The organism is Breznakia blatticola, from assembly GCF_004365815.1.
Lineage (GTDB): Bacteria > Bacillota_I > Bacilli_A > Erysipelotrichales > Erysipelotrichaceae > Breznakia > Breznakia blatticola.
Genome location: NZ_SODD01000040.1, coordinates 1 through 21,870 on the forward strand (window position 1 = coordinate 1; position 21,870 = coordinate 21,870).

Below are 21,870 nucleotides of genomic sequence, written 5' to 3' on the forward strand. Positions count from 1 at the left end.
TATTTCATGACCATAATGTATAAAAAAAGGAATCTTGGTATGGACCAAAACTCCGTATCTTACTTATATTTCTGTATCTTCTTGGGTTGGTTTATGTGCCAAACGATAATCGACAAATTGTTTTGTTAGATAGTATAATGCCGCAAAAACTGGCACTCCAATAAACATACCTACAAATCCAAATAATGCACCACCAACTGTAACTGAGAATAGTACCCAGAAACTTGGAATTCCTAATTTATCTCCAAGGATTTTTGGTCCAAGGATATTTCCATCAAATTGTTGCAACACAAAGACAAAGATTGCAAAATATAGTGCTTGTATTGGTTCAACTAATAGTAAGATAAATATGCCTGGGATTGCTCCAATGAACGGACCAAATACAGGAATCATATTTGTAACTCCTACAATTACACTAATAAATGGTGCATAGCTGATTCCTAACAATTCCAACCCAACATAACAAATGATCCCAATGATAAGCGAATCTAAAGCTTTACCAACAATAAAGTCATAGAAGATTCTACGTAATACTGGAAAGAAATCTTCAAAGAATGTAGATACTTTACTTGGAAAAATCGCTTGATTTAATTTTCTAAATTGTGCAATGAAGCGCTCTTTATCCATCAACATATACACACCCGCAATAATTCCAACCAGTACTTTTATAATCAGTGAAATAAATCCTAAACCAAAGTTGAAGATTGTTGGGGCATAGGTTTGAATATTCTTCAATAAATCACCCAGTAAATCTTCACTTGATTCTAAAATGCTTTGCATTTCAGCTTGATCAATGTGAAAGAAGTTTAATGTATCTTGCATAAATATTTCAAATGTCTTCAAATAATCATCATAATTTGCAAGTAATTGATCTAGTGAATCACGCATTTGATTTCCAATGACAAAGATTAGTAACCCAACAATAACTACACCAAAGATAACTGCAATAATCGCAGAGATATTTCGTATTGCTTTTTTAGAGAATGGTAGTTTGGCAAATACTTTTTCTTCTAACATCATCATGACTGGATTCATTAAAAAGGCAATTGCAAACCCAATCACAAACGGCATTAATACTTGGAATACATTATTTACCCATACCTTCAACACTTCAAAATTGCTGAAGAAAAAGTAAATAGCTATCGCAATAAATGCAACTAGCCCACCAATGTATACGGTCTTCTTACTTCGTTCATCTAAATTAAACTTCATACATTTCCCTCACTAACACTTTATCGATAAATGGTTAAGCTAAATAGAAACTGTGTTGCCAAATACGAAAGTGCAAATGACAGCAATATCAACAACAAGCGAACCTTTTGTGGATTGCTTGTAAAACATAGTTTATCAAAACGTACTGCAGTAAGTGCCCACATACTTAAAGCAAACATCACAATGTACGCTCCAACTTCTACGATATGAATTACACTCATGCTTCTAACTCCTTCTTATTCATTTCACTACATCCTAAAATCAAAAGGAAGAGTGTTCCTGTTTGAACCCAGAAAACTGGAAAATCAATAATACAGAAGGCAATCGTACTAAGTAGTACCCCAGTGATTAAAGTTGCAGTACTTGCATCAATACGACGAGCAATCATACGAATGTATCGTTTTACTTGGCTTAGTATATATCCACCAATAAAAATCGTTCCGATTAAACCAAACGAAATAAATGGTTCAATAAACATCGAATGTGTATGTGGTGCAGAAATTCCTAAGCGTTTTGATAAATGAGAAGATCCCCACTTATTAACATATGCATCATAGTAATTTGGATAGAAATGATAGTACGTCAATGGCCCTTTTCCAAATATCCATGTATCTTTCACCATCAATGATGCGGTTTGCCAAATGTGCAAGCGTCTACCAATACTCAACCCTTGTGAAGCAATACGAGGTAGTAATCCAGGTTTTAATGCAAGAAGGCCTAACGCCGCACCTATTCCCGCAATACTTACAATAAATGTTTTGTACCATTTTGCCACCAACAACATTCCTAGAAGTGCAATCGCTAAACATAACCAAGCAATTCTACCTCCAGTTAAGAAAATACCAAATAAGTTGATCACTCCAGCAATCACATAGAATATTCTTCTTGATGTTGGTCTTGTAAACATAAATTGATGTACACAAAATGTACTTGAAAACACTAACATCATGGCATAATAATTCGCATTAAAGAAGAATGTATGAACACGATGTTCTGGTTTATTTTGGATATCAAAAAAGCCATGCATAGCATCTACATTATTCATATAGTAAATATTTTCACCAATTGCATACACCACACTAATAATACTTAGCACAATCATAACGTTAATTACAATTTCAAGTAAGCTACGATGTATATATTTTCGAAAATACACAACATTAATAAATATCGCTCCCATTCCTACACTTAATAGTGCTCCTAAATAGTTTTGGAATAGTAAGGATACAACAAAAAGATAAATAGCAAACATGAATAATAAATTTGCTCGTTTTACACTTTTCATGATCACTGGCATTTTCTTTCTTACCAATACATAAATCGCGATTCCAATAACTGTGGCAATCGTTACTACATAAGGTAAAAATAAGGAAGCACACATGATTACAATCAATTTGTCTTCCAATGTATAAATATGTCTAAAGTCGTATAAAAAACTTCGTATATGTCCCATAGGTCTAACCTCGCATATAGAATTATACCATAGCCAAATTGAAAGACAAACTAGCGATGGCTTTATTCACATTACAATATTGAAAGAATACAAGTGAAATTACATACAAAAGTAAACACACCAACAAAAAAACACCATACATTTTTAATGTACAGCGTTAACTTTTGAATATCTTCTTAGTCTACATAATTTGTCTATGAAAACTTATACGTCCTACACTAAAATACTTTAATACTTCTTCTTGATGATGAAGCAACTTGTGATTAATCCAACTAGAATAATCAAATAAATAGTCGCTGGCATCACTAAGTAAATAAGTAGATCTTCCGATTCAATATCCATATAGAAATCATAACTCAAATAGAATTGCATCAATGCAGCAAACAGTACAAATCCGATCGCCACTTTTATTACTAATAATATAGTTTTTTTATTTTTCATGTTCCCCTCATTCTATCAAACACAGTTTTTTATGATTTGAATTTTAGTACTCTTTTAATTACCAAAATAAAAATCAAGCAAGCAGATAATCCAAAGGAGATACTACTTGATAAGAAGGATAATTTTGGTCCAATCGTGTAAATTGCTCCTGCATACACACCACCAATAACCATTCCCATAGACTTCATTGAATTATAAAATCCCATAACTTCTCCACTATGTGCCTCATCTGCGTGTTTTGCACACAAGTCTTGAATTAGTGGAATATAAATCGCATTAGCTCCAAAGAATAAAATATTGAAGAACGCAAATGGAATAACATCTACACTCATATACACCCCAAAGAGTAGTAATGCCGCAATCATACAAACTACTACAAACGATTTTGCCACATTGGTATGACGCATAATCCATAAAGAAATTGTTGTATTAGCAAGTAAGGATATTAGACCCACTACCGCTTTCATGATTCCGTTATAACTTGAGTTAAAATTGAATACATCTTTAAGATAGTAGTTCAAACTCTGATCATATGTTGTTGTTGCTAATGACGTTAAAAATACGACGATAAACAACACAACAAAACCAACATTCATAAACTTACGCGCATTGAAGAATGCACGAAATGGATTTGCTTCTTTAGAAAATGAGAATTTTTCAGTTTGGATTTCTTTATCCTCTTCTAAAATAAAATAGAACAAGATTCCACTGGCTACAAGTGTGACAACTTGCAACATGAATGTAAACTCAGTCGATATCAATCCACTAAATCCACCAATCATAAAACCAAATGCACCAAACACAGTTTGTATTGTTGCATTGAGTGCTAAAAACTTCCCACGATTTTCATAGTCTGCTTTATGAATGATATACGTTAATTGACTTACGAAGATTCCACCAACAAAGAACCCACTAACCATTCGTGCAATCATAATAAGAATTGGTGTTTTAAATACCATAAATAGGAATTGACCAAGTCCATATCCGCAACAACAAATTAGTAATGTCTTTTTACTACCAAGGCGTTTGCCTAGGGTTGCCCACATTGGTGAAAACAGAAAGTTTGTAAATGACATCCCAGCATACACAAAGCCAAACATATAGTCTGGCATGTGTAAATTTTTTAATAATGTAGGGGTGATTGGATGGGCAAAGTTTGCCGCCATAATCTCAATAGCAACAACGACTAAAAATAAATACATTCTACGATTTTGTTGCTTACTCATTACGTAACTCCAATAGTATATCTCTAAGTTCTGCTGCACGTTCGAAATCTAGAACTTTTGCGGCATCTTTCATTTCTTTCTCAATATTCTTAATCATCTTATCTTTATCTTTTTTCGACAATTTCTTATCTTTATTCATGTATTTTTTTGCCATCTCTTTTGTTTCTACAGAGTGCAATGCTTCATGAATCGGTTTAATAATTGTTTTTGGTGTAATTCCATGTTCTTTATTGTATGCTTCTTGAATCGCACGACGACGACTGGTTTCATCGATTGCATATTGCATACTATCCGTCATTTTGTCTGCATACATAATGACACGTCCATGTTCATTACGAGCTGCACGTCCAATAATTTGGACAAGTGAACGTTTGCTTCGCAAGAATCCTTCTTTGTCTGCATCAAGAATACAGATCAAACTAACTTCAGGAATATCTAACCCTTCTCGCAACAAGTTAATCCCAACAAGTACATCATATTTACCTTGTCGTAGTTCACGAATGATTTCTGTACGTTCAATGGTAGTGACTTCGTGGTGTAACCAAGCAACTTTGAAATCGAGTTGTTTTAGATGGGCAGTTAATTCTTCTGCCATACGTACCGTTAACGTAGTAATCAAAGTTCTTTCACCACGTTCAATTTGACTGTTGATTTCATCCACAATATCATCAATTTGTCCCATTGTTTTACGGATCTCCACATTTGGATCTAAGAGTCCGGTTGGACGAATGATTTGTTCGACAATTTTTCCATCCGTTTTTTCAAGTTCATAATCACCAGGTGTCGCACTTACATAGATTGCTTGATTGACTTTTCCTTCAAACTCTTCAAATCGTAATGGACGGTTATCTAGTGCACTTGGTAGACGGAATCCATAATCTACAAGGGTTGTTTTTCTAGCACGGTCACCATTAAACATTCCGCGGATTTGCGGTAAACTTACGTGACTTTCATCCACAACAATTAAAAAATCATCTGGGAAATAATCAAATAAGGTATATGGCATTTGTCCTGGAGCACGTCCATCAATATGACGTGAATAGTTTTCAATACCTGGACAAACTCCAAATTCACGAAGTGCTTCTACATCATATGAACAACGTTGTTCCAAACGTTGTGCTTCTAGTAATTTATCATCCGCACGGAAGAATTCTAAACGATCTTCCAACTCTTTTTCAATACCTACACAAGCACGTTCAATTTGTTCTTTCGGTGTGGCATATCCACTGGCTGGATAAATATTATATAGTTGATATCCTTGGTGTACTTTTCCAGTTAATGGATCGACTTCTACAATACGTTCCACAATATCATCAAACAATTCAATACGTAAAATGTAATCATCTGTATATCCCAGTCCAATTTCAATACTATCTCCACGTACACGGAAAGTACCTTTTTTAAGGTCCATATCGTTACGCACATATTGACGAGCAACAAGATTTCCAATTAATTCTTTACGATCAATTTGTTCATTCACTCGAATGTTCATAAACATTCCACGATAAATGGATGGATCACTACTACCATAGATACAAGCTACCGAAGCAACAATAATCGTATCGCGACGTTCCAATACACTATTTACTGCAGACATACGAAGCATCTCAAGTTCTTCATTTTGCTTCGTTGTTTTATCAATATATGTATCACTTGTTGGAATGTAGGCTTCTGGTTGATAGTAATCGAAATTTGATACGAAATATTCCACTCGATTATGTGGGAAGAATTCTTTAAACTCCGTATACAATTGTCCAGCAAGTGTTTTGTTGTGGACAAACACCAATGTTGGTTTATTTACCTTCGCAATTACATTCGATACAGTAAAGGTCTTACCAGTACCTGTTGCCCCTAGTAAGACTTGTTCTTTTTTATTATCAAGGATTCCTTGCGTCAACTCTTCGATTGCGTGAATTTGGTCTCCTTGTGGTTGGAATTCACTTACCAACTGAAACAATTGTTCTTCCATAGCATCCTCCCTTTGTATGCATCATTCTACCATAGAAGGCCTACTTTGTATAGAAATCCAACCTCCTACTTTTTATGTAGTATATAACGTAAAAACCTGGATTTCTCCAGGTTTCATCTTTACTATTTTACGACTTCAATCGCTTTTAATAATTGTACATCCAATGTTGCTTTTTCATCATGCCATTTACGTGCACACGCTGAATTTAAAGCAGTTAAAATATCATCATTGATCGTTTCACTGATTTCAAGTTGGTTGTCTTTTTCAAATTGTTTTAATACATCTGCTGTTTTTTGTGAATAGTATCCATCCTGGCGATCTACATCATAGCCTAAGAAATCCAAATAGATTTGTGCATCTTGAATCCCTGCACCAACAGAGTCTACTTTATATGCAGTCGTATCTGCACTAGGTGCAAAGGTTAATGCTGTTGGTAAATTGACTTCTTCATCTGGTTTCAATCCAACTTTGTTAATTTTCTCTTTGCTTGGAGTTAGCCATTCCGCAACTGTAAATTTAAAGATACTTCCATCATTGAAATCAATGGATTGTTGGACTGTACCCTTTCCATAACTTTTTGTTCCTACTAAGGTTGCATCCAAGTGTTCTTGGAAAGCAGCAGCTAATAATTCTGAAGCACTTGCTGTATTTGCGTTCATTAAGATCGCATAATGATCAAATGTATACTCATCTTCAACATTACTTGATTCATAAGATGTTAAATTTCCATTTTTATCTTCTTGGTAAATAACAGTTTTTCCTGAACCCATAAAGATTCCGGCGATATCCAATGCAGTTTGCACATAACCACCACCATTATTACGTAAATCAAGCACAATACTTTTTACGTTTTGTTCCTTAAATGATTTTGCATATGCAGCTACTTCATCCGCTGTGTTATCTGAAAATGAAGATAATTCAATAATACCTACACCATCTCTGACATACCCATAGGCAGTAATGGAAATGGTTGCACGTGTCAACTCTACTGTTTTCACTTCAGAACCACGTTTGATTTCAACACGTACTTTTGTGCCTTCTTCTCCCATGATCATTTCTTTAATCTTATCGATATCCACATCTGTAATATCAACTCCATCGATTTTAGTAATGATATCTCCTTGAATTAATCCACCCTTTTCAGCTGGTGAATCTTTATATACTTTATCTACTAAAATGGTATCATTTTGTCGGTAATACTGAATTCCTATTCCTGTTAAGGATCCACTTAATGAAGTCATTAAACTCTCTGCTTCTTCAGCATTTAAATATTGTGTATGTGGATCTGCTTCATTGTAGTTTGCTAATCCAAAGATACTCTGATCCAGCAAGTATTCACTAATATCTTTTTCATCCTTACCAAAGTACCACTCATTTTGCATGATTTCGTAAATTTCGTTGAATTTTCTAGATTCACTTTCCAATGATCCATTATTGTTGTTGATCATTGGTGTTGCACTTGTCACATGATTAAATAGGTATCCCCCTAAGAAAAATACAATGCATAGTGCAACAGTTAGAATTTGCTTTCTTCGTTTTTTACGTAGTTCTTCTAATTCATCAGGCCATACATGCTTTTCAACCTTGATTTTACGTGTATTGTTTTCGTCCATAATCTTTCCTCGCTCAATAATTTTACCACATCAAGAACCATAAACAAATGAAATCCATGTGAACGAAAGAAAACCTTCAAACATCGTCTGAAGGTTACCCTGTTATTTTATATCTTTATATGTGCAAACTTCGATGCGCACAATATGAATATCTTTTCCTGGCGTTCCATTTTGGTCAGCTTGTAGTGAAGCCATTTCATCTACAACATCCATACCATTAACAACCATTCCAAATACTGTATGCACACCATCTAACCAAGGGGTTCCACCTAGACTTTGATATGCATCTTTGATGTTGTCATAGTTTGCATTTGAGTTATCATAGCTTTGGCTAAATCCATTACTTGAAGTTGCTTGTACGATAAAGAATTGTGAACCATTCGTATTTGGTCCACCATTGGCCATTGATAATGCACCACGTACATTGATTAAGTGACTTGAAAATTCATCTTCAAAGCTGTTACCCCAAATACTTTCTCCACCATGTCCAGTTCCTTCTGGATCTCCACCTTGTACCATAAAATCTTGGATAACACGGTGGAAAGATACATTATTGTAGTATCCTTCTTTTGCATGCGTGATAAAGTTTTCTACCGCTTTTGGTGCTTCTTTTTCAAATAAGACAAGATCAATTTCTTTTTCTACACCATCAATTGAGACAAACATCTTAACTGCAGGCATATCATCTGTATATTTCTTACTTACTTGAATTAACTCTTCACTTCTTTTTTCTTTTTTTTCTTCCTTTGTATCTTGCACATTACTTTCATCTTCTGTTTTTTCACCAGAACATGCAACTAGCATCCCAATCATACAAAACGACAATATTAATTTCTTTAACACGATTTTATGCTCCTCTAACAATTGGATAGTTAACTGTTAACGCACGAACTTCTTCTTTGATTTTTGCAAGTTCTGCTTCATCATCGATGTTTTTAAGTGCGCGTGCAATCCAACGTCCAACTTGTTCAAATTCTTTTTCTTTAAATCCACGAGTTGTCATCGCCGGTGTCCCTAAACGAATTCCACTTGTCGTGAATGGTTTTTCCTCATCAAAAGGAATGGCATTTTTATTACATGTAATTCCTGCTTTATCTAATGCTTTTTCACATGCTTTTCCCGTAAGGCCAAATGACTTTTTCACATCGACTAATAATAAGTGATTATCTGAACCACCAGCAACTAAACGGAATCCTTCTTCTGTTAATACAGCTGCTAAGGCTTTGATGTTTTTGATTACTTGTTCTTGGTAAGTTTTAAATTCTGGTTGTAATGCTTCATAGAAACATACTGCTTTTGCGGCAATGACATGCATTAATGGACCACCTTGCATTCCTGGGAATACCGAACGGTCTAAATCTTTCGCGAATTTTTCTTTGCACATTACTACTCCACCACGAGGTCCACGTAAGGTTTTGTGAGTTGTTGTTGTCACAAAGTCTGCATATGGAACTGGATTTGGATGTAATCCTGCAGCAACTAAACCTGCAATGTGTGCCATATCTACCATGAAGTAACATCCAACTTCATCACAAATCTCTTTGATTCGGGCAAAATCGATAATTTTACTATAAGCGCTTGCTCCAGCAACTAATAGTTTTGGTTTTTCTGCTAAAGCAATTTCACGCAGTTGATCATAATCGATTTCTTCTGTTTCTTTATCTACTCCATAACTAACAAAGTTATATAGCAACCCTGAAAAGTTTAATGGGTGTCCATGCGTAAGATGCCCACCTGCTGCTAAATCCATACCAAGCACTTTATCTCCTGGTTGTAATACCGTTAAGTATACTGCCATGTTTGCTTGACTACCAGAGTGTGGTTGTACGTTTGCATGTTCTGCTCCGTATAGTTTTTTAAGACGTTCGCGCGCTAAGTCTTCAACAACATCCACGTATTCACATCCACCGTAGTAGCGTTTTCCTGGATATCCTTCTGCATATTTGTTTGTTAGTACAGACCCTGCTGCATCAAGTACATCTTGACTTACATAGTTTTCTGAAGCAATTAATTCAATGTTGTATAATTGGCGATCTGCTTCTTTTTGAATCGCATCAAATATTTCTTTATCTTTCATCTAATTCTTTCTCCTCTATGACACATACTTTATCAATTCGTCTTTGGTGTTTTTCTTCTTTTGAAAACTCTGTTTCTAACCAAATACGTACAATTTCTTTCATTACAAGTTCACCAATGACACCTTGTCCCAAGGCAAGTACATTGGAATCGTTGTGTTCTCTTGTGAGTTTTGCAGTCACGATATCACTAACTAATGCACAGCGTACACCAACAACTTTATTAGCTGTAATACTTGCACCAATTCCTGTTGTACATAGTACAATCCCACGATCATTACTTCCTTTAGCGACCGATTTAGCGGCAGGATATACCGTGTCTGGATAATCCATGGAGGATATATCATGTGTCCCAAAGTCTTCAACTTCATGTCCCAATTCTTGTACATACGTTTTTACAATCTCTTTGTAATCATAAGCTCCATGATCACATGCTAATGCAATTTTCATTTCTGTTCCTCCTGTAATACTGCTTGTATCTGTGCAAGTGAATACTTTCCTTCGCGAACTACACGAACTTCTTCACCTGTTAGATCTACGATTGTACTTGCAACATTTTCTTTTGCTTGACCGATCACGATTGCATCGATTCGTCCATCTAGTTGTTGCAGTACTTCTGTTTCATCTTTTCCTGGTGTTTGTCCTGACATATTTGCTGAAGTGACCAACATCGGTCCTTCTTCCAACATATCTAAAACAAATGCATCATCAGGAATACGAATCGCAATGGTTGGCTTCCCATCACTTACGTATGCTGGAATTTCTTCCTTTTTATTTACAATGACCGTGAGTGCTCCTGGCATAAAATGTTTATACAGTGCATCCATTTTCCAATCCACATTCGCAATGGCTTTGATTTGTTGCAAATCTTTTACCATGGTTGGAATGGGTTTATCACGATCACGATCTTTTGCTTGTTTTAATGCTTCAAGTGCATCAGGATTTCCATATCTTACACCAACCCCGAATACCGTATCTGTAGGAAATGCGATGACCTTTCCTTTATATATATAGTCTTTGATTTCCTTTATTTCTGCTGTTGTGAAAATTTTAGTCTTCATAACCTTCACCACTTGCTTTTGCACGATAAATTTGTGCTTTTAATTCATTGTATGCTGCAAGTGACATCATCACCACTGGTTGACCTTCACTACGTTTGATTAATACTTCATCATGTTCTTCTGTAAGCGCTAAAGCGGACGCTAAATGATTCAATAATAATGCTTCTTCAACTATCTTCATTTTATCACTTCCTTCATCCTATTATTATACGCTATTTGTGTGCGGATACAATTTTGGATATCACTTATTTTTTTATGTTTTTTACTTGATTTTTAGTAAAAACATTGAAAACATTTTCATTATACACCAAATTGTTACAAATTTTTACATTTTCTTTCATATTCTCTTGCATTTCGCGAATAACTCGATATAATGAGTATTATTATATATAATGTAGTGTAGTTATAAAGGGGGAACAGAATATGAAACTAACAGGTTCACAAATCATTATGGAAATATTAATGGAACATGGTGTTGATACTGTCTTCGGTTACCCTGGTGGTGCCGCCCTTTTTATCTATGATTCTTTGTACGATTACCAAAAGCAAATTAAGCATGTACTTACAGCACACGAACAAGGTGCTGCACACGCAGCTGATGGATACGCAAGAGCGACAGGTAAAACGGGAGTATGTTTTGCAACAAGTGGGCCAGGAGCAACAAACTTGGTTACAGGAATTGCAACTGCACAAATGGACAGCATCCCACTGGTCGCTATCACTGCCAATGTAACAGATGATCTCATTGGACGTGATGCATTCCAAGAGGTATCGATTACAGGAGTCACATTACCAATTACAAAACACAATTATTTCGTTAATCGTGTAGAAGACTTAGCGGATGCATTACGTGATGCATTCCGCATCGCACAAGAAGGACGTAAAGGTGCTGTACTTGTCGATGTCACAAAAGATGTATCGAATGCACTTTGTGAGTTTACACCAGAAAAACCTAGACCACTTGCACCACATCCTACGATCAACCCAGATAAAATTGAAGAGATCGCAGAAGTAATCAACAGTGCAAAAAAACCAGTTGTTTACTTTGGTGGAGGAGTTGCTAGTTCTGATGCTAGAGAACAACTTGCAACATTCTTAGATAAGATTGATGCACCAGCAACGTATACATTAATGGCCGCTGGTATTCTTGATGCAGATGATCCAAAAAACTTAGGATTGATTGGAATGCATGGAAGTATGGCAGCCAATCGCGCAGTAGATGCAGCGGATTTAGTTATTGCTTTAGGTACACGCTTCTCGGACCGTGTTGCATTAAATCCAAATCGTTTTGCACAAAATGCAGCAATTATCCAAATTGATATCGATGAAAGTGAAATAAATAAAAACGTTGTGATCAACTACGATGTTGTTGCAGATATTAAAGAAGCTCTTGAGATGTTAATTCCACTTGTAGATAAAGCTGATCATAAGAATTGGGTCCAAAAAGTGCATGGTTGGAAAAAGGATATCAATGTTCCTTTAGAAAATGCACCACTTCGACCAAAAGAAGTTATTCAAAAAGCTTGCGAGCTTACGGATAAAGAAACCATCTATGTAACCGACGTTGGACAACACCAACTTTGGGCTGCACAGTTCATTAAACACAAGAACACAAAATCATTCTTAACAAGCGGTGGTCTTGGAACGATGGGATATGGATATGGTGCTGCTATAGGAGCACAGCTTGGACAACCAGATAAGCGCGTTATCCATTTTACTGGAGATGGTAGTTTCCATATGAATTTAAACGAGGCATGTACAGCAGTCTCACAAAACTTACCAATCATTACCATCATTATGAACAACCATGTCCTTGGTATGGTATACCAATGGCAAACTGTGTTCTATGATAAACACTACTCACAAACCGAACCACAACGGAAAACCGACTTTGTGAAACTCGCAGAAGGATTTGGTGCAACTGGATATCGTGCAACCACTCCTGAAGAGTTCATAGATGCATTTACTAAAGCACTACAAAGTGATGGTCCTGTATGGATCGATTGTGAAATCAATAAACTTGAGCGTGTACTTCCAATGATTCCAAATGGTGGAACAATTGAAGACATGATGATTGATTAGGTAAGGGGGATAACATGAAAAAAGAAATTATTAGCGTATTTGTTGAAAATAAAGCAAATGTACTTACCCGTATTGTTAGCTTATTCGGACGAAGAGGCTTCAACATCGATTCTCTTACTGTGAGTGCAACAAACGATCCTAGCATTTCTAGAATCACCGTTGTATTTATCGGTAATGATCAATCGTTATCACAGATTCTTACACAAACGCGAAAGCTAGAAGTTGTTAAAGACATCTTCACTTTGGAAAAAGAAAGTAGTTTATATCGCGAACTGTTACTGATGAAAGTTAGTGCAGATAAAAAAGTACGTTCTGCAATCAAAGAGATTGTCGATATATATAGGGGGAAAATTATTAGCTTAAGCAAAGATTCTCTCATTGTTGAGTTAACAGGAGCACCTGAAAAACTCGATGGGTTCATGGATCTCATGGATTGTTATGAGATTATCGAAGTTTGTAGAACTGGTATTACAGGTATTTCAAGAGGTCCGTTAAGTAATACGGATTCAGACGATTGAGGAGGAGAACAAGATGATTAAGAAATATTATGACACAGATTGTAATTTAGGTTTATTGGATGGAAAAACTATCGCAATTATTGGGTATGGTTCACAAGGACATGCACATGCACAAAACCTTAAAGATAGTGGAGTGAACGTAATTGTTGGATTACGTGAAACAAGTAAAAGTGTTGAAGAAGCAAAAGCTGCAGGGTTAACTGTAATGTCTGTTGAAGATGCTGCAAAAGCTGCTGACTTTGTAATGATGTTAGTACCAGATGAAACATGTGCAGACATCTACAAAAACCAAGTAGAAAAACATATGAAAGATGGAGACGTGTTAATGTTTGCTCACGGGTTTAACATTCACTTCCACCAAATTCAACCAGCAGACTACATTGATGTAATCATGGTTGCACCAAAAGGACCTGGACATACAGTACGTAGTGAATATACAGAAGGAAAAGGTGTACCTTCTCTAATCGCTATTCACCAAGACAACAGTGGTAAAGCAAAAGACTACGCACTAGCATACGCTTGTGGAATTGGAGCTGGACGCGCAGGAATCCTTGAAACAACATTTAAAGAAGAAACAGAAACTGACCTATTCGGTGAACAAGCAGTTCTTTGTGGTGGGGTTACAGAATTAATGTTAGCAGGATTTGAAACATTAGTTGAAGCTGGATATGAACCAGAAATGGCATACTTCGAATGTGTACACGAAATGAAATTAATCGTTGATTTAATCAACTCAGGTGGATTTGAAATGATGCGTTACTCAATTTCAAATACAGCGGAATACGGAGATTACCGCACTGGAAAACGTATGATTACTGAAGAAACACGTAAAGAAATGAGAAAAGTATTAGCAGAAATCCAAGATGGAACATTCGCTAGTGAATTTATCCAAGAAATGAAAGCTGGAAACAAAGCAAAATTCTTAACTACACGTACAAAAGAAGCATCTACAGAACTATGTAAAGTTGGTAAAGAATTACGTAGTATGTACAGCTGGTTACAGAAATAATTAAAGAAGGCAGCTTGCCTTCTTTTTCTACATTATGAATCGAAATGAAATATTGAAACTAGCGATCAAAACTTGGGGAGTCGATGCACAAACCAACTGTGCAATGGAAGAACTTGCTGAGTTAATCCAAGCGATTTCAAAGTTTAAAAGAGGTTACGATAATAAAGAAGATATCATTGATGAAATTGTTGATGTACAAATAATGATTGATCAAATCAAGCTTATATGCGACATTGATGATACAATGTTAGAAAAGCGAGCGACTTACAAGTTGCAACGTATCAAAAACCGTTTAGAGGAGTAGAACTATGATTGATAAGAAAAATCTAAGAAGTGCAAATGTTACGGAAGGTGTAGAAAAAACACCTGCACGTAGTTTGTTTTATGCAATGGGATATACAAAAGAAGAATTGGATCGACCACTGATTGGTGTTATTAGTGCACATAGTGAAGTTGTACCTGGACATATTCATCTAGATAAAATCGCAGAAGCGGTAAAAGCTGGTGTTCGTATGGCCGGTGGTACACCAATTGAAATTCCTTCGATTGGTGTTTGTGATGGAATTGCAATGGGTCACGAAGGTATGAGATATTCTCTTCCTTCACGTGAACTGATTGCAGACTCTGTTGAAAGTATGACAATTGCCCATGCACTTGATGGACTTGTCTTGGTTCCTAACTGTGACAAAATCGTTCCTGGAATGATCATGGGAGCAAGTCGCATCAACATTCCAACTGTTGTATGTAGTGGTGGACCTATGCTCGCAGGAAATGTAGCTGGTGAAGAAGTTTCCCTATCCAAAACATTTGAAGCAGTTGGTGCCTATAAAGCAGGTATCATTGATGAAGCACAATTACTCGATGTAGAAGAAAATTCATGTCCGGGATGTGGTTCATGTGCAGGTATGTATACCGCAAACTCAATGAACTGTTTAAGTGAAGCGCTAGGTATTGCTTTACCAGGTAATGGAACCATTCCTGCTATTTCAAGTCGTAGAACACAACTTGCTAAACGCGCAGGTATGCAAATCATGGAAATGGTCGAAAAGGATATTAAAATCCGCGACATTATCAATCCAGTAAGTATTCGCAATGCTTTAGCTTGTGATATGGCTCTTGGTTGTTCATCAAACAGTGTTCTTCACTTATTAGCTATCGCTAACGAATCTGGAATTCCATTAGATTTAAATATGTTTAATGAAATGAGTGAAAAAGTACCTAACCTTTGTCACCTAGCACCTGCTGGAGATACACACATGCAAGATCTTAATGCGGCTGGAGGAATTCCTGCTGTACAAAATGAACTAGCAAAGCTAAACTTGCTGGATTTAGATGCATTAACCGTAACTGGACAATCCGTTGGCGAAAACATCAAAGGAATTACCAACCGCAACCCAGATACAATTAAACCAGTCGAAACACCATTCTCAAAAACAGGAGGTATTGCTATCTTGTTTGGTAATATCGCACAAGAAGGATGTGTCGTTAAACGTAGTGCAGTAGCTAAAGAAATGTTAGAACACAAAGGACCTGCACGTGTATTTGATAGCGAAGAAGAAGCAATCGATGCCATTTACAAAGGAAGCATCGTTGATGGTGATGTTGTAGTGATTCGTTATGAAGGTCCAAAAGGTGGTCCAGGAATGCGTGAAATGTTAAACCCAACAAGTGCACTTGCTGGAATGAAACTTGATAAAACGGTTGCTTTAATTACCGATGGACGCTTCTCAGGAGCAAGTCGTGGAGCAAGTATTGGACACGTATGTCCAGAAGCTGCAGCCGGTGGAAACATTGCACTCATTCAAGAAGGAGATATGATTGAAATCAATATCCCTGCGTATTCAATTAACGTGGATGTAAGCGATGAAGAACTTACAAAACGTAAAGAAGCATGGCAACCAAAAGAACCAAACGTGAAACATGGATGGTTAAAACGTTATTCAATGCTTGTTGATAGCGCCGCTAAAGGTGCCATCATGAAAGACTAATTCATACAAAGTAAAAGTGCCTACATCAAGTAGACACTTTTTCATTTACAATTATCTTTTCATTCGAACGAATAAGTTGCATCAATAAACCGATATTAAAACCCACATATCCAAATACAAGTGAAGATATATTTTGATAAACGGATTCCAGTTCACTATATAGTGGTTTATCTGCAAGATTTACATAGGTAAGACAAATAGCACAGAAGGTAATAGATAGTACAACAATCAGTATCAACAAATTACGATTTCCTTTTTTTGAAGCATATATCATCGCAATAAAGCATCCAATTAAAGTCAGTTGTATATATGCAAAATTACCTTTACCAACATCTGCTTGAATTCCATATGTGAAACCTAAAATCAACAACAAACTAACTACGCTAATTATAATTCCTATTCGTTTCATAGATTGATTCATAACCAACCCTCCTTTTACTTATCATATATGTATTTTTAATTTCAAACTAATATGTATTCATATATACTACGTCTAAAGCAAGAAAAAAGCCCAGGTAAGGGGGTTCCTGGACTTTCTCTGTTGTATTAGATATACAACTATATAATTATGAAAACATGATTTCAGCAATTTCTATTAGTTAAGTAAATTACGTACATAGTTGTATGAGTGTGGAGCTGCTGCTCGCAATGTACCTTGATCATAATAGTAATATACGACAAGGTTCGCTAACCATTCATAACGGTTATCGCGCATGTTTCCACTAAATTTGGCAGGTAAGTTATTCTTTTCTGCTTGGAAGATACCTTCCAAGTTACCTGATGCATTGGTTGCATAATCATACATATGTGTCATTTCATGTAATGCTGTTGTTGAATAATATGCAGATCCATTTAGCCACAAGCGACCATCGCTGTATGCCATTCCTAAATATGGATATGACAAGCTATTATCGATTGTGATGGTATGTAAGTTCGAGTTATTAAAGATTGCTGGCAATCCTTGTAGTTCACTCATATATGAGCGAATGACTCCATCACTTACATCATTTCCAACAACAATTTTCCATCCACGTACATACAAATTGTTACGATCTAGTGCTGGCGTAGTATAAGTAGGTGCCGCTGGTGTACTAACTGTATTTGTAGGTTCACTATATCCTGTATAACCGCTTTGTTCTTCAGTCGTTTGTTCTACTTCATTCACTACTACTTGAACACTTTTACGTGATGTATTATGGTTTGCATCTGTTGCTTCCATAATGACTTCGTATGTTCCTGCTTTTGTACTATCTACATCATTTTTCACGTATTCAATTGGTAAATCACCATCAACAACATCATAAGCACTTGCTTCTAAGTCATCAGTTGTAAATGTATCACCAACAGATAATGTAAGATCATTTGCTTTAATTACTGGAGCTTTCGTATCTTTCATTTGTACGTGAACCATATATATATGTTCGGCAATTGGGTTTTCTGCTTCAATTACTGGATTACTATCACTAATTGTTTCTACACGATAGATATCATATAATTTAGAATCTGTCCCACGTGCACTTTCGCTAACGATATGGATTACTTTTTCATTGTCTTGTGCAAACTTCTCTTTAATTTGTTTTTGGATTGTTTCTGGTTTATCATATTCCATTTGCATATCCACTTTTTGTTCAATTGCGTTGTTTGCTAACGCGTTTTCATTAAAACGATTCAATGAGAACATTGATCCGGATGCTATCATTAACATCACCAATACAATAGTAATTTGCTTTTTCATACATCTCTGACCCCTTTCGTCATATTCTGTTTCACAATTTAATACTTTTCATACTATATATTTATCATAACCTACATTATTAGTAGGAATTAATATCTAAGGGAAATCCAGTTTAGCGACATGGATAGGTCGAATGAATAAATGTGTGTGTTGTGTGTGTTTATAGAGGGATTTTTCACTTAAACCTATATTTTTGGTAGGATTTTAGATTTAAGCAATAACCGCTTACACATCGCGGTTTGTAAATAGAGTAACCTTTATTTACATGCACATTCTAGCATAACTGAGGGGGTAGTCAACTATAATGCCTATCATATTAATAGGAATATAAATCTTAAGAATTACTGCACATTATCAGCAGTCAATTCAAAGGTATCTCTCTCTTTACACTCTCATAATACCACATATTACCCACACGTCAACAGATAAGCCTACAAATTTAGTAGGAATAACATAATTTACCAAAATTGTCTTTGCATATAAAAAGAAGACTGGATTATTCCATATCTTCTTGAATCTTTTGCATCTCAACAAATTGCTTTGCAGTACGTGGACTACGTCCATTATTACGAATCGCAAACATCTCTGCTTGCGTAATTAATTCATCCCCACTGATTGTCAGTTGGTTTTCTCTTGCTAAACCTTGGACAATTTCTAAATATAAATCTTTGTTAGGTTTTTGGAATGTAATGGTTAGTCCAAAGCGTGCAGCTAAACTCATTGTTTCTTGAATGGAATCATTGGTGAATAGTTCATCACTATTTCGATCTTTCATACTTTCCTTAACGAAATGACGTCGATTTGTCGTTGCATAGATTAATACATTTTTTTGACGCCCACCAACACCACCTTCTAAGATGGTCTTCAATGCCACAAAATTATCATCGTTACCTGAGAAACTTAAATCATCAATAAAGATAATAAACTTCAAAGGGTTCTTTGCAAGCTCATCCATCAGTTCTGGCAGTTTGTGTAACAACTGTTTACTTACTTCAATTAAACGCAATCCTTTTTTATGGTATGCATTGGCAATCGCCTTTACTGTTGAACTTTTCCCAGTTCCTGCATCACCATACAGCAATGTATTACTTGCTTTCATTCCTTGTAAGAATGCTAAAGTATTTTGTTTTACCTGATTTCTTTCACGTTCATATCCAATGAGTTCGGATACATCTTGTGGATCTGGATGTTTAACTGGGAGCAATCCATGTTGTTCTAAACGGAACACATGATACTTTGCATACATTCCATATCCATCAATTGGTAAACGCTCCATTTTTGTTAGATAGTCTTTTTTGAATTGATATTTCGTGTTTTTCCATTTCGGTAAGAACCCTGGATATGGTAAGTCTTTCAGTAATTGTTGCGAAGTTAATGAACTCACTTCTTGCAGTACACGAAGTTCATGCAACAAACTTTGATGCAATACATTTTCAACTGGTTTTTGTTGCGCAATTCTAGATACGTATACATTTTCATTACGCATCACAAACTTATATATGTAACGTGACAAGTTTGTATCTTTATAAAATAAACTTGCACAGAAATCACAATAGTAATTGATATACGATTCCACTTCTTGATCATTAGCATCTAGTAGTGTTCTAAGCTTTATAATTACTTCATCTTGTAGGATACTACGAAAAATCACAAGTGAATTTAAGCGTTTTTGTAATTCCGTAAACTTCATATAATCACCCCTCTATTGGCTTTAAAAATTATTACATATCATTTTCTATCCTTTGATATTTATAGTATATCATGAAAAAAACCGAGTATCACGATGAATGTATACATGGATACTCAGTTTATATTCTTACAATTTACAATCTATCTTTTGTTGAATACTCGTTTCTTTGTGTAAAGAAGTGTTACTGAACTAGCAAACAATAGCATTAAGTAAAAACTTGCATTGCTTGTATCACTTGTCTCAACACCAGTTGATGGTCTATTAACTACTTCTTCCGGTTTATTTGGCTTTGAAGGATTTTCCGGTTTCACTGGTTCATTTGGCACTTCAGGTTTGTTTGGTTTTTCAGGTTTTTCAGGAACAGTTGATTCTAATAATAATTCGCCATTAACCTCATCCATAGCCACAGTTCTATTCCAAAAGCTGATTCCTAAGTCTTGTGTATTTCCGTTCACTGGTTTATATATCGTATATCTTTCTTCAAGAGTAACACCAGTAATTCTTATAGATACTTTAGATGTAATTGATTCTTTCAGTTGCGTTTTATGAATCCTCACTTTAAATCCATTTACAGTAGGCATGTTTTGATTTGAAAAATCACCATTACTATCACTCACTTCGTAAACAACATCGCTACTAATCGAAATATCGGTACTTACAAAATCTCCCACTTGACTTACTTCAACCATATTTGAAGTATAGTAGCCAGTTTCTTCATCAAATGTAAATGTTAAATCCGTATTATCAAAAGTAAGTTCTGGTTGATTAGACGTATGTGCAAAACCATTATTTTCTAAATCTTGATAAACTGAATTAAGCACATCAATAAGTTTCAATTGCAGTTGAAACTTTTCATCATCCACAGTATTGTATGTATCCACATATTTTCCTGCGTTATAGTCTACAATGAATTGATCTTTATTTTTTACAACTTTCAAAGCATTCTCAAAATCTGCCGATCCGTATGTCTCATTGTTATATAAATATCTCCACAAAGTAAATTGTTTTATATAATACTCAATTTGTTCTTTTGTAGCAGCTTTTGTTTCTCCAATTTGAATTATATTTTCTAATCCGTCAATACTATACGCATCGAGATCTATTCCCATTATTGCTTTTAGAGCGTACCCATATTCATTTTGACTTAAATTTCCATCTAAAACTTTATCAAAAATATAGTCATCTCTTTCGCTTGGGTAAGAAATAGTCGGAGATATACAATATGCAATTCCAGTATATGTCTCTCCTTTTTCGTCTTCATACGTCACATTCATATACGCATGATCTTCTCTTGATACACCGCCTCTAGTTTCATCAAGATAATACAATCCCATAATAAACGGCCCTCTTTGAGATACCGTCATTTGATCTGGATAGTAGAAACCTGTATCAGCCTCCACAAATCCAAACTGTACTAGCAGCATACATGCAGCTATACAGCCAATAAAAAATCTTTTAAGGTTCATTTCTTCTTTCCTCCTATTGAACACACATAATACACATTTCTATATATTCTTCACACAAAATGCGCAATATTATATTAGCATATTTGCATATAACTGACTACATTAAAAATGTAGTAACCAAAAAGCACTTTTCAACTAAAAAAGACAATTAACTAAACTTAGAAATCACAAGTATTGTGCAAATCATATCAAGGTACATCAATGTTTAACTTGCATTATACAACTAATTTCCACTTCTGTAAATGTCAATTATAAATTAACGAAAATTCGGAATCAGAGTTGATGAATTTTCGGAATATGAGTTGAAGAAAAATCGGAATTATAAATTGATG

General features: G+C 35.4%; 21 protein-coding genes. 5 read left to right on the forward strand and 16 right to left on the reverse strand.

What is annotated here, in order from left to right; all coding sequences use genetic code 11:
- Positions 1-63 precede the first annotated feature (63 nt).
- From EDD63_RS09290 to EDD63_RS09345, 12 genes are all read right to left on the reverse strand, one after another.
- Complete coding sequence (locus EDD63_RS09290; protein WP_134170744.1) at positions 64-1,212, reverse strand: AI-2E family transporter; 1,149 nt, start codon at positions 1,210-1,212, stop codon at positions 64-66.
- Positions 1,213-1,232: 20 nt separating this feature from the next.
- A complete protein-coding gene (locus EDD63_RS09295; protein ID WP_134170746.1) occupies positions 1,233-1,433 on the reverse strand; it encodes a DUF1146 family protein in 201 nt (66 codons plus the stop codon).
- Entirely contained in the window at positions 1,430-2,665 is a 1,236-nt protein-coding gene (locus EDD63_RS09300; protein ID WP_134170748.1) for an O-antigen ligase family protein, read from the reverse strand. Before EDD63_RS09300 ends, EDD63_RS09295 begins: the two co-directional genes overlap by 4 nt.
- Positions 2,666-2,893: 228 nt before the next feature.
- Positions 2,894-3,106, reverse strand: coding sequence for a hypothetical protein (locus EDD63_RS09305; protein ID WP_134170750.1), 213 nt, complete (start codon positions 3,104-3,106; stop codon positions 2,894-2,896).
- Positions 3,107-3,135: 29 nt separating this feature from the next.
- A complete protein-coding gene (locus tag EDD63_RS09310; RefSeq protein WP_134170752.1) occupies positions 3,136-4,332 on the reverse strand; it encodes an MFS transporter in 1,197 nt (398 codons plus the stop codon).
- Positions 4,325-6,301: an excinuclease ABC subunit UvrB gene (gene uvrB / locus EDD63_RS09315; RefSeq protein ID WP_134170754.1), complete on the reverse strand. Its 1,977-nt coding sequence runs from the start codon at positions 6,299-6,301 to the stop codon at positions 4,325-4,327. The genes EDD63_RS09310 and uvrB overlap by 8 nt, the downstream gene beginning before the upstream one ends.
- Positions 6,302-6,423: 122 nt before the next feature.
- A complete protein-coding gene (locus tag EDD63_RS09320) occupies positions 6,424-7,914 on the reverse strand; it encodes a S41 family peptidase (RefSeq protein WP_134170755.1) in 1,491 nt (496 codons plus the stop codon).
- Between the two features lie 102 nt (positions 7,915-8,016).
- Entirely contained in the window at positions 8,017-8,757 is a 741-nt protein-coding gene (locus EDD63_RS09325; protein WP_243833760.1) for a peptidylprolyl isomerase, read from the reverse strand.
- Positions 8,758-8,761: 4 nt separating this feature from the next.
- Positions 8,762-9,991 carry a serine hydroxymethyltransferase gene (glyA, locus tag EDD63_RS09330; RefSeq protein ID WP_134170757.1) on the reverse strand — a complete coding sequence of 410 codons (1,230 nt, stop codon included), beginning with the start codon at positions 9,989-9,991 and terminating at the stop codon, positions 8,762-8,764.
- Entirely contained in the window at positions 9,981-10,439 is a 459-nt protein-coding gene (rpiB, locus tag EDD63_RS09335) for a ribose 5-phosphate isomerase B (protein WP_134170759.1), read from the reverse strand. Before rpiB ends, glyA begins: the two co-directional genes overlap by 11 nt.
- Positions 10,436-11,050, reverse strand: coding sequence for an L-threonylcarbamoyladenylate synthase (locus tag EDD63_RS09340; RefSeq protein ID WP_134170761.1), 615 nt, complete (start codon positions 11,048-11,050; stop codon positions 10,436-10,438). The genes rpiB and EDD63_RS09340 overlap by 4 nt, the downstream gene beginning before the upstream one ends.
- Entirely contained in the window at positions 11,040-11,231 is a 192-nt protein-coding gene (locus tag EDD63_RS09345; protein ID WP_134170763.1) for a hypothetical protein, read from the reverse strand. Before EDD63_RS09345 ends, EDD63_RS09340 begins: the two co-directional genes overlap by 11 nt.
- Positions 11,232-11,473: 242 nt before the next feature.
- Here EDD63_RS09345 and ilvB point away from each other — a divergent pair, with 242 nt between their 5' ends.
- Genes ilvB through ilvD form a run of 5 tightly spaced genes read left to right on the forward strand, consistent with a single transcriptional unit; the run spans position 11,474 to position 16,647 of the window.
- A complete protein-coding gene (gene ilvB, locus EDD63_RS09350) occupies positions 11,474-13,132 on the forward strand; it encodes a biosynthetic-type acetolactate synthase large subunit (protein ID WP_134170765.1) in 1,659 nt (552 codons plus the stop codon).
- Between the two features lie 14 nt (positions 13,133-13,146).
- Positions 13,147-13,650, forward strand: coding sequence for an acetolactate synthase small subunit (gene ilvN, locus EDD63_RS09355; protein WP_134170768.1), 504 nt, complete (start codon positions 13,147-13,149; stop codon positions 13,648-13,650).
- Positions 13,651-13,663: 13 nt separating this feature from the next.
- Positions 13,664-14,659, forward strand: a complete 996-nt coding sequence (gene ilvC / locus EDD63_RS09360; protein WP_134170770.1) for a ketol-acid reductoisomerase — start codon at positions 13,664-13,666, stop codon at positions 14,657-14,659.
- A gap of 52 nt (positions 14,660-14,711) precedes the next feature.
- Positions 14,712-14,963, forward strand: a complete 252-nt coding sequence (locus tag EDD63_RS09365; protein WP_134170772.1) for a nucleoside triphosphate pyrophosphohydrolase family protein — start codon at positions 14,712-14,714, stop codon at positions 14,961-14,963.
- A gap of 4 nt (positions 14,964-14,967) precedes the next feature.
- Positions 14,968-16,647 (forward strand): dihydroxy-acid dehydratase, encoded by a 1,680-nt coding sequence (gene ilvD, locus EDD63_RS09370; protein ID WP_134170774.1) that lies wholly within the window; start codon positions 14,968-14,970, stop codon positions 16,645-16,647.
- Positions 16,648-16,672: 25 nt separating this feature from the next.
- Here ilvD and EDD63_RS09375 read toward each other — a convergent pair whose 3' ends face one another.
- The 4 genes from EDD63_RS09375 to EDD63_RS09390 all read right to left on the reverse strand — a co-directional run bounded on the left by EDD63_RS09375 (position 16,673) and on the right by EDD63_RS09390 (position 21,538).
- Complete coding sequence (locus EDD63_RS09375) at positions 16,673-17,068, reverse strand: hypothetical protein (protein ID WP_134170776.1); 396 nt, start codon at positions 17,066-17,068, stop codon at positions 16,673-16,675.
- A gap of 174 nt (positions 17,069-17,242) precedes the next feature.
- A complete protein-coding gene (locus EDD63_RS09380; protein ID WP_134170778.1) occupies positions 17,243-18,382 on the reverse strand; it encodes a hypothetical protein in 1,140 nt (379 codons plus the stop codon).
- 496 nt (positions 18,383-18,878) lie between these two features.
- Positions 18,879-20,072 (reverse strand): ATP-binding protein, encoded by a 1,194-nt coding sequence (locus tag EDD63_RS09385; protein WP_134170780.1) that lies wholly within the window; start codon positions 20,070-20,072, stop codon positions 18,879-18,881.
- Positions 20,073-20,212: 140 nt separating this feature from the next.
- On the reverse strand, positions 20,213-21,538 hold the full coding sequence (locus tag EDD63_RS09390; RefSeq protein ID WP_134170782.1) for a hypothetical protein: 1,326 nt from the start codon (positions 21,536-21,538) through the stop codon (positions 20,213-20,215).
- Positions 21,539-21,870: the final 332 nt, after the last annotated feature.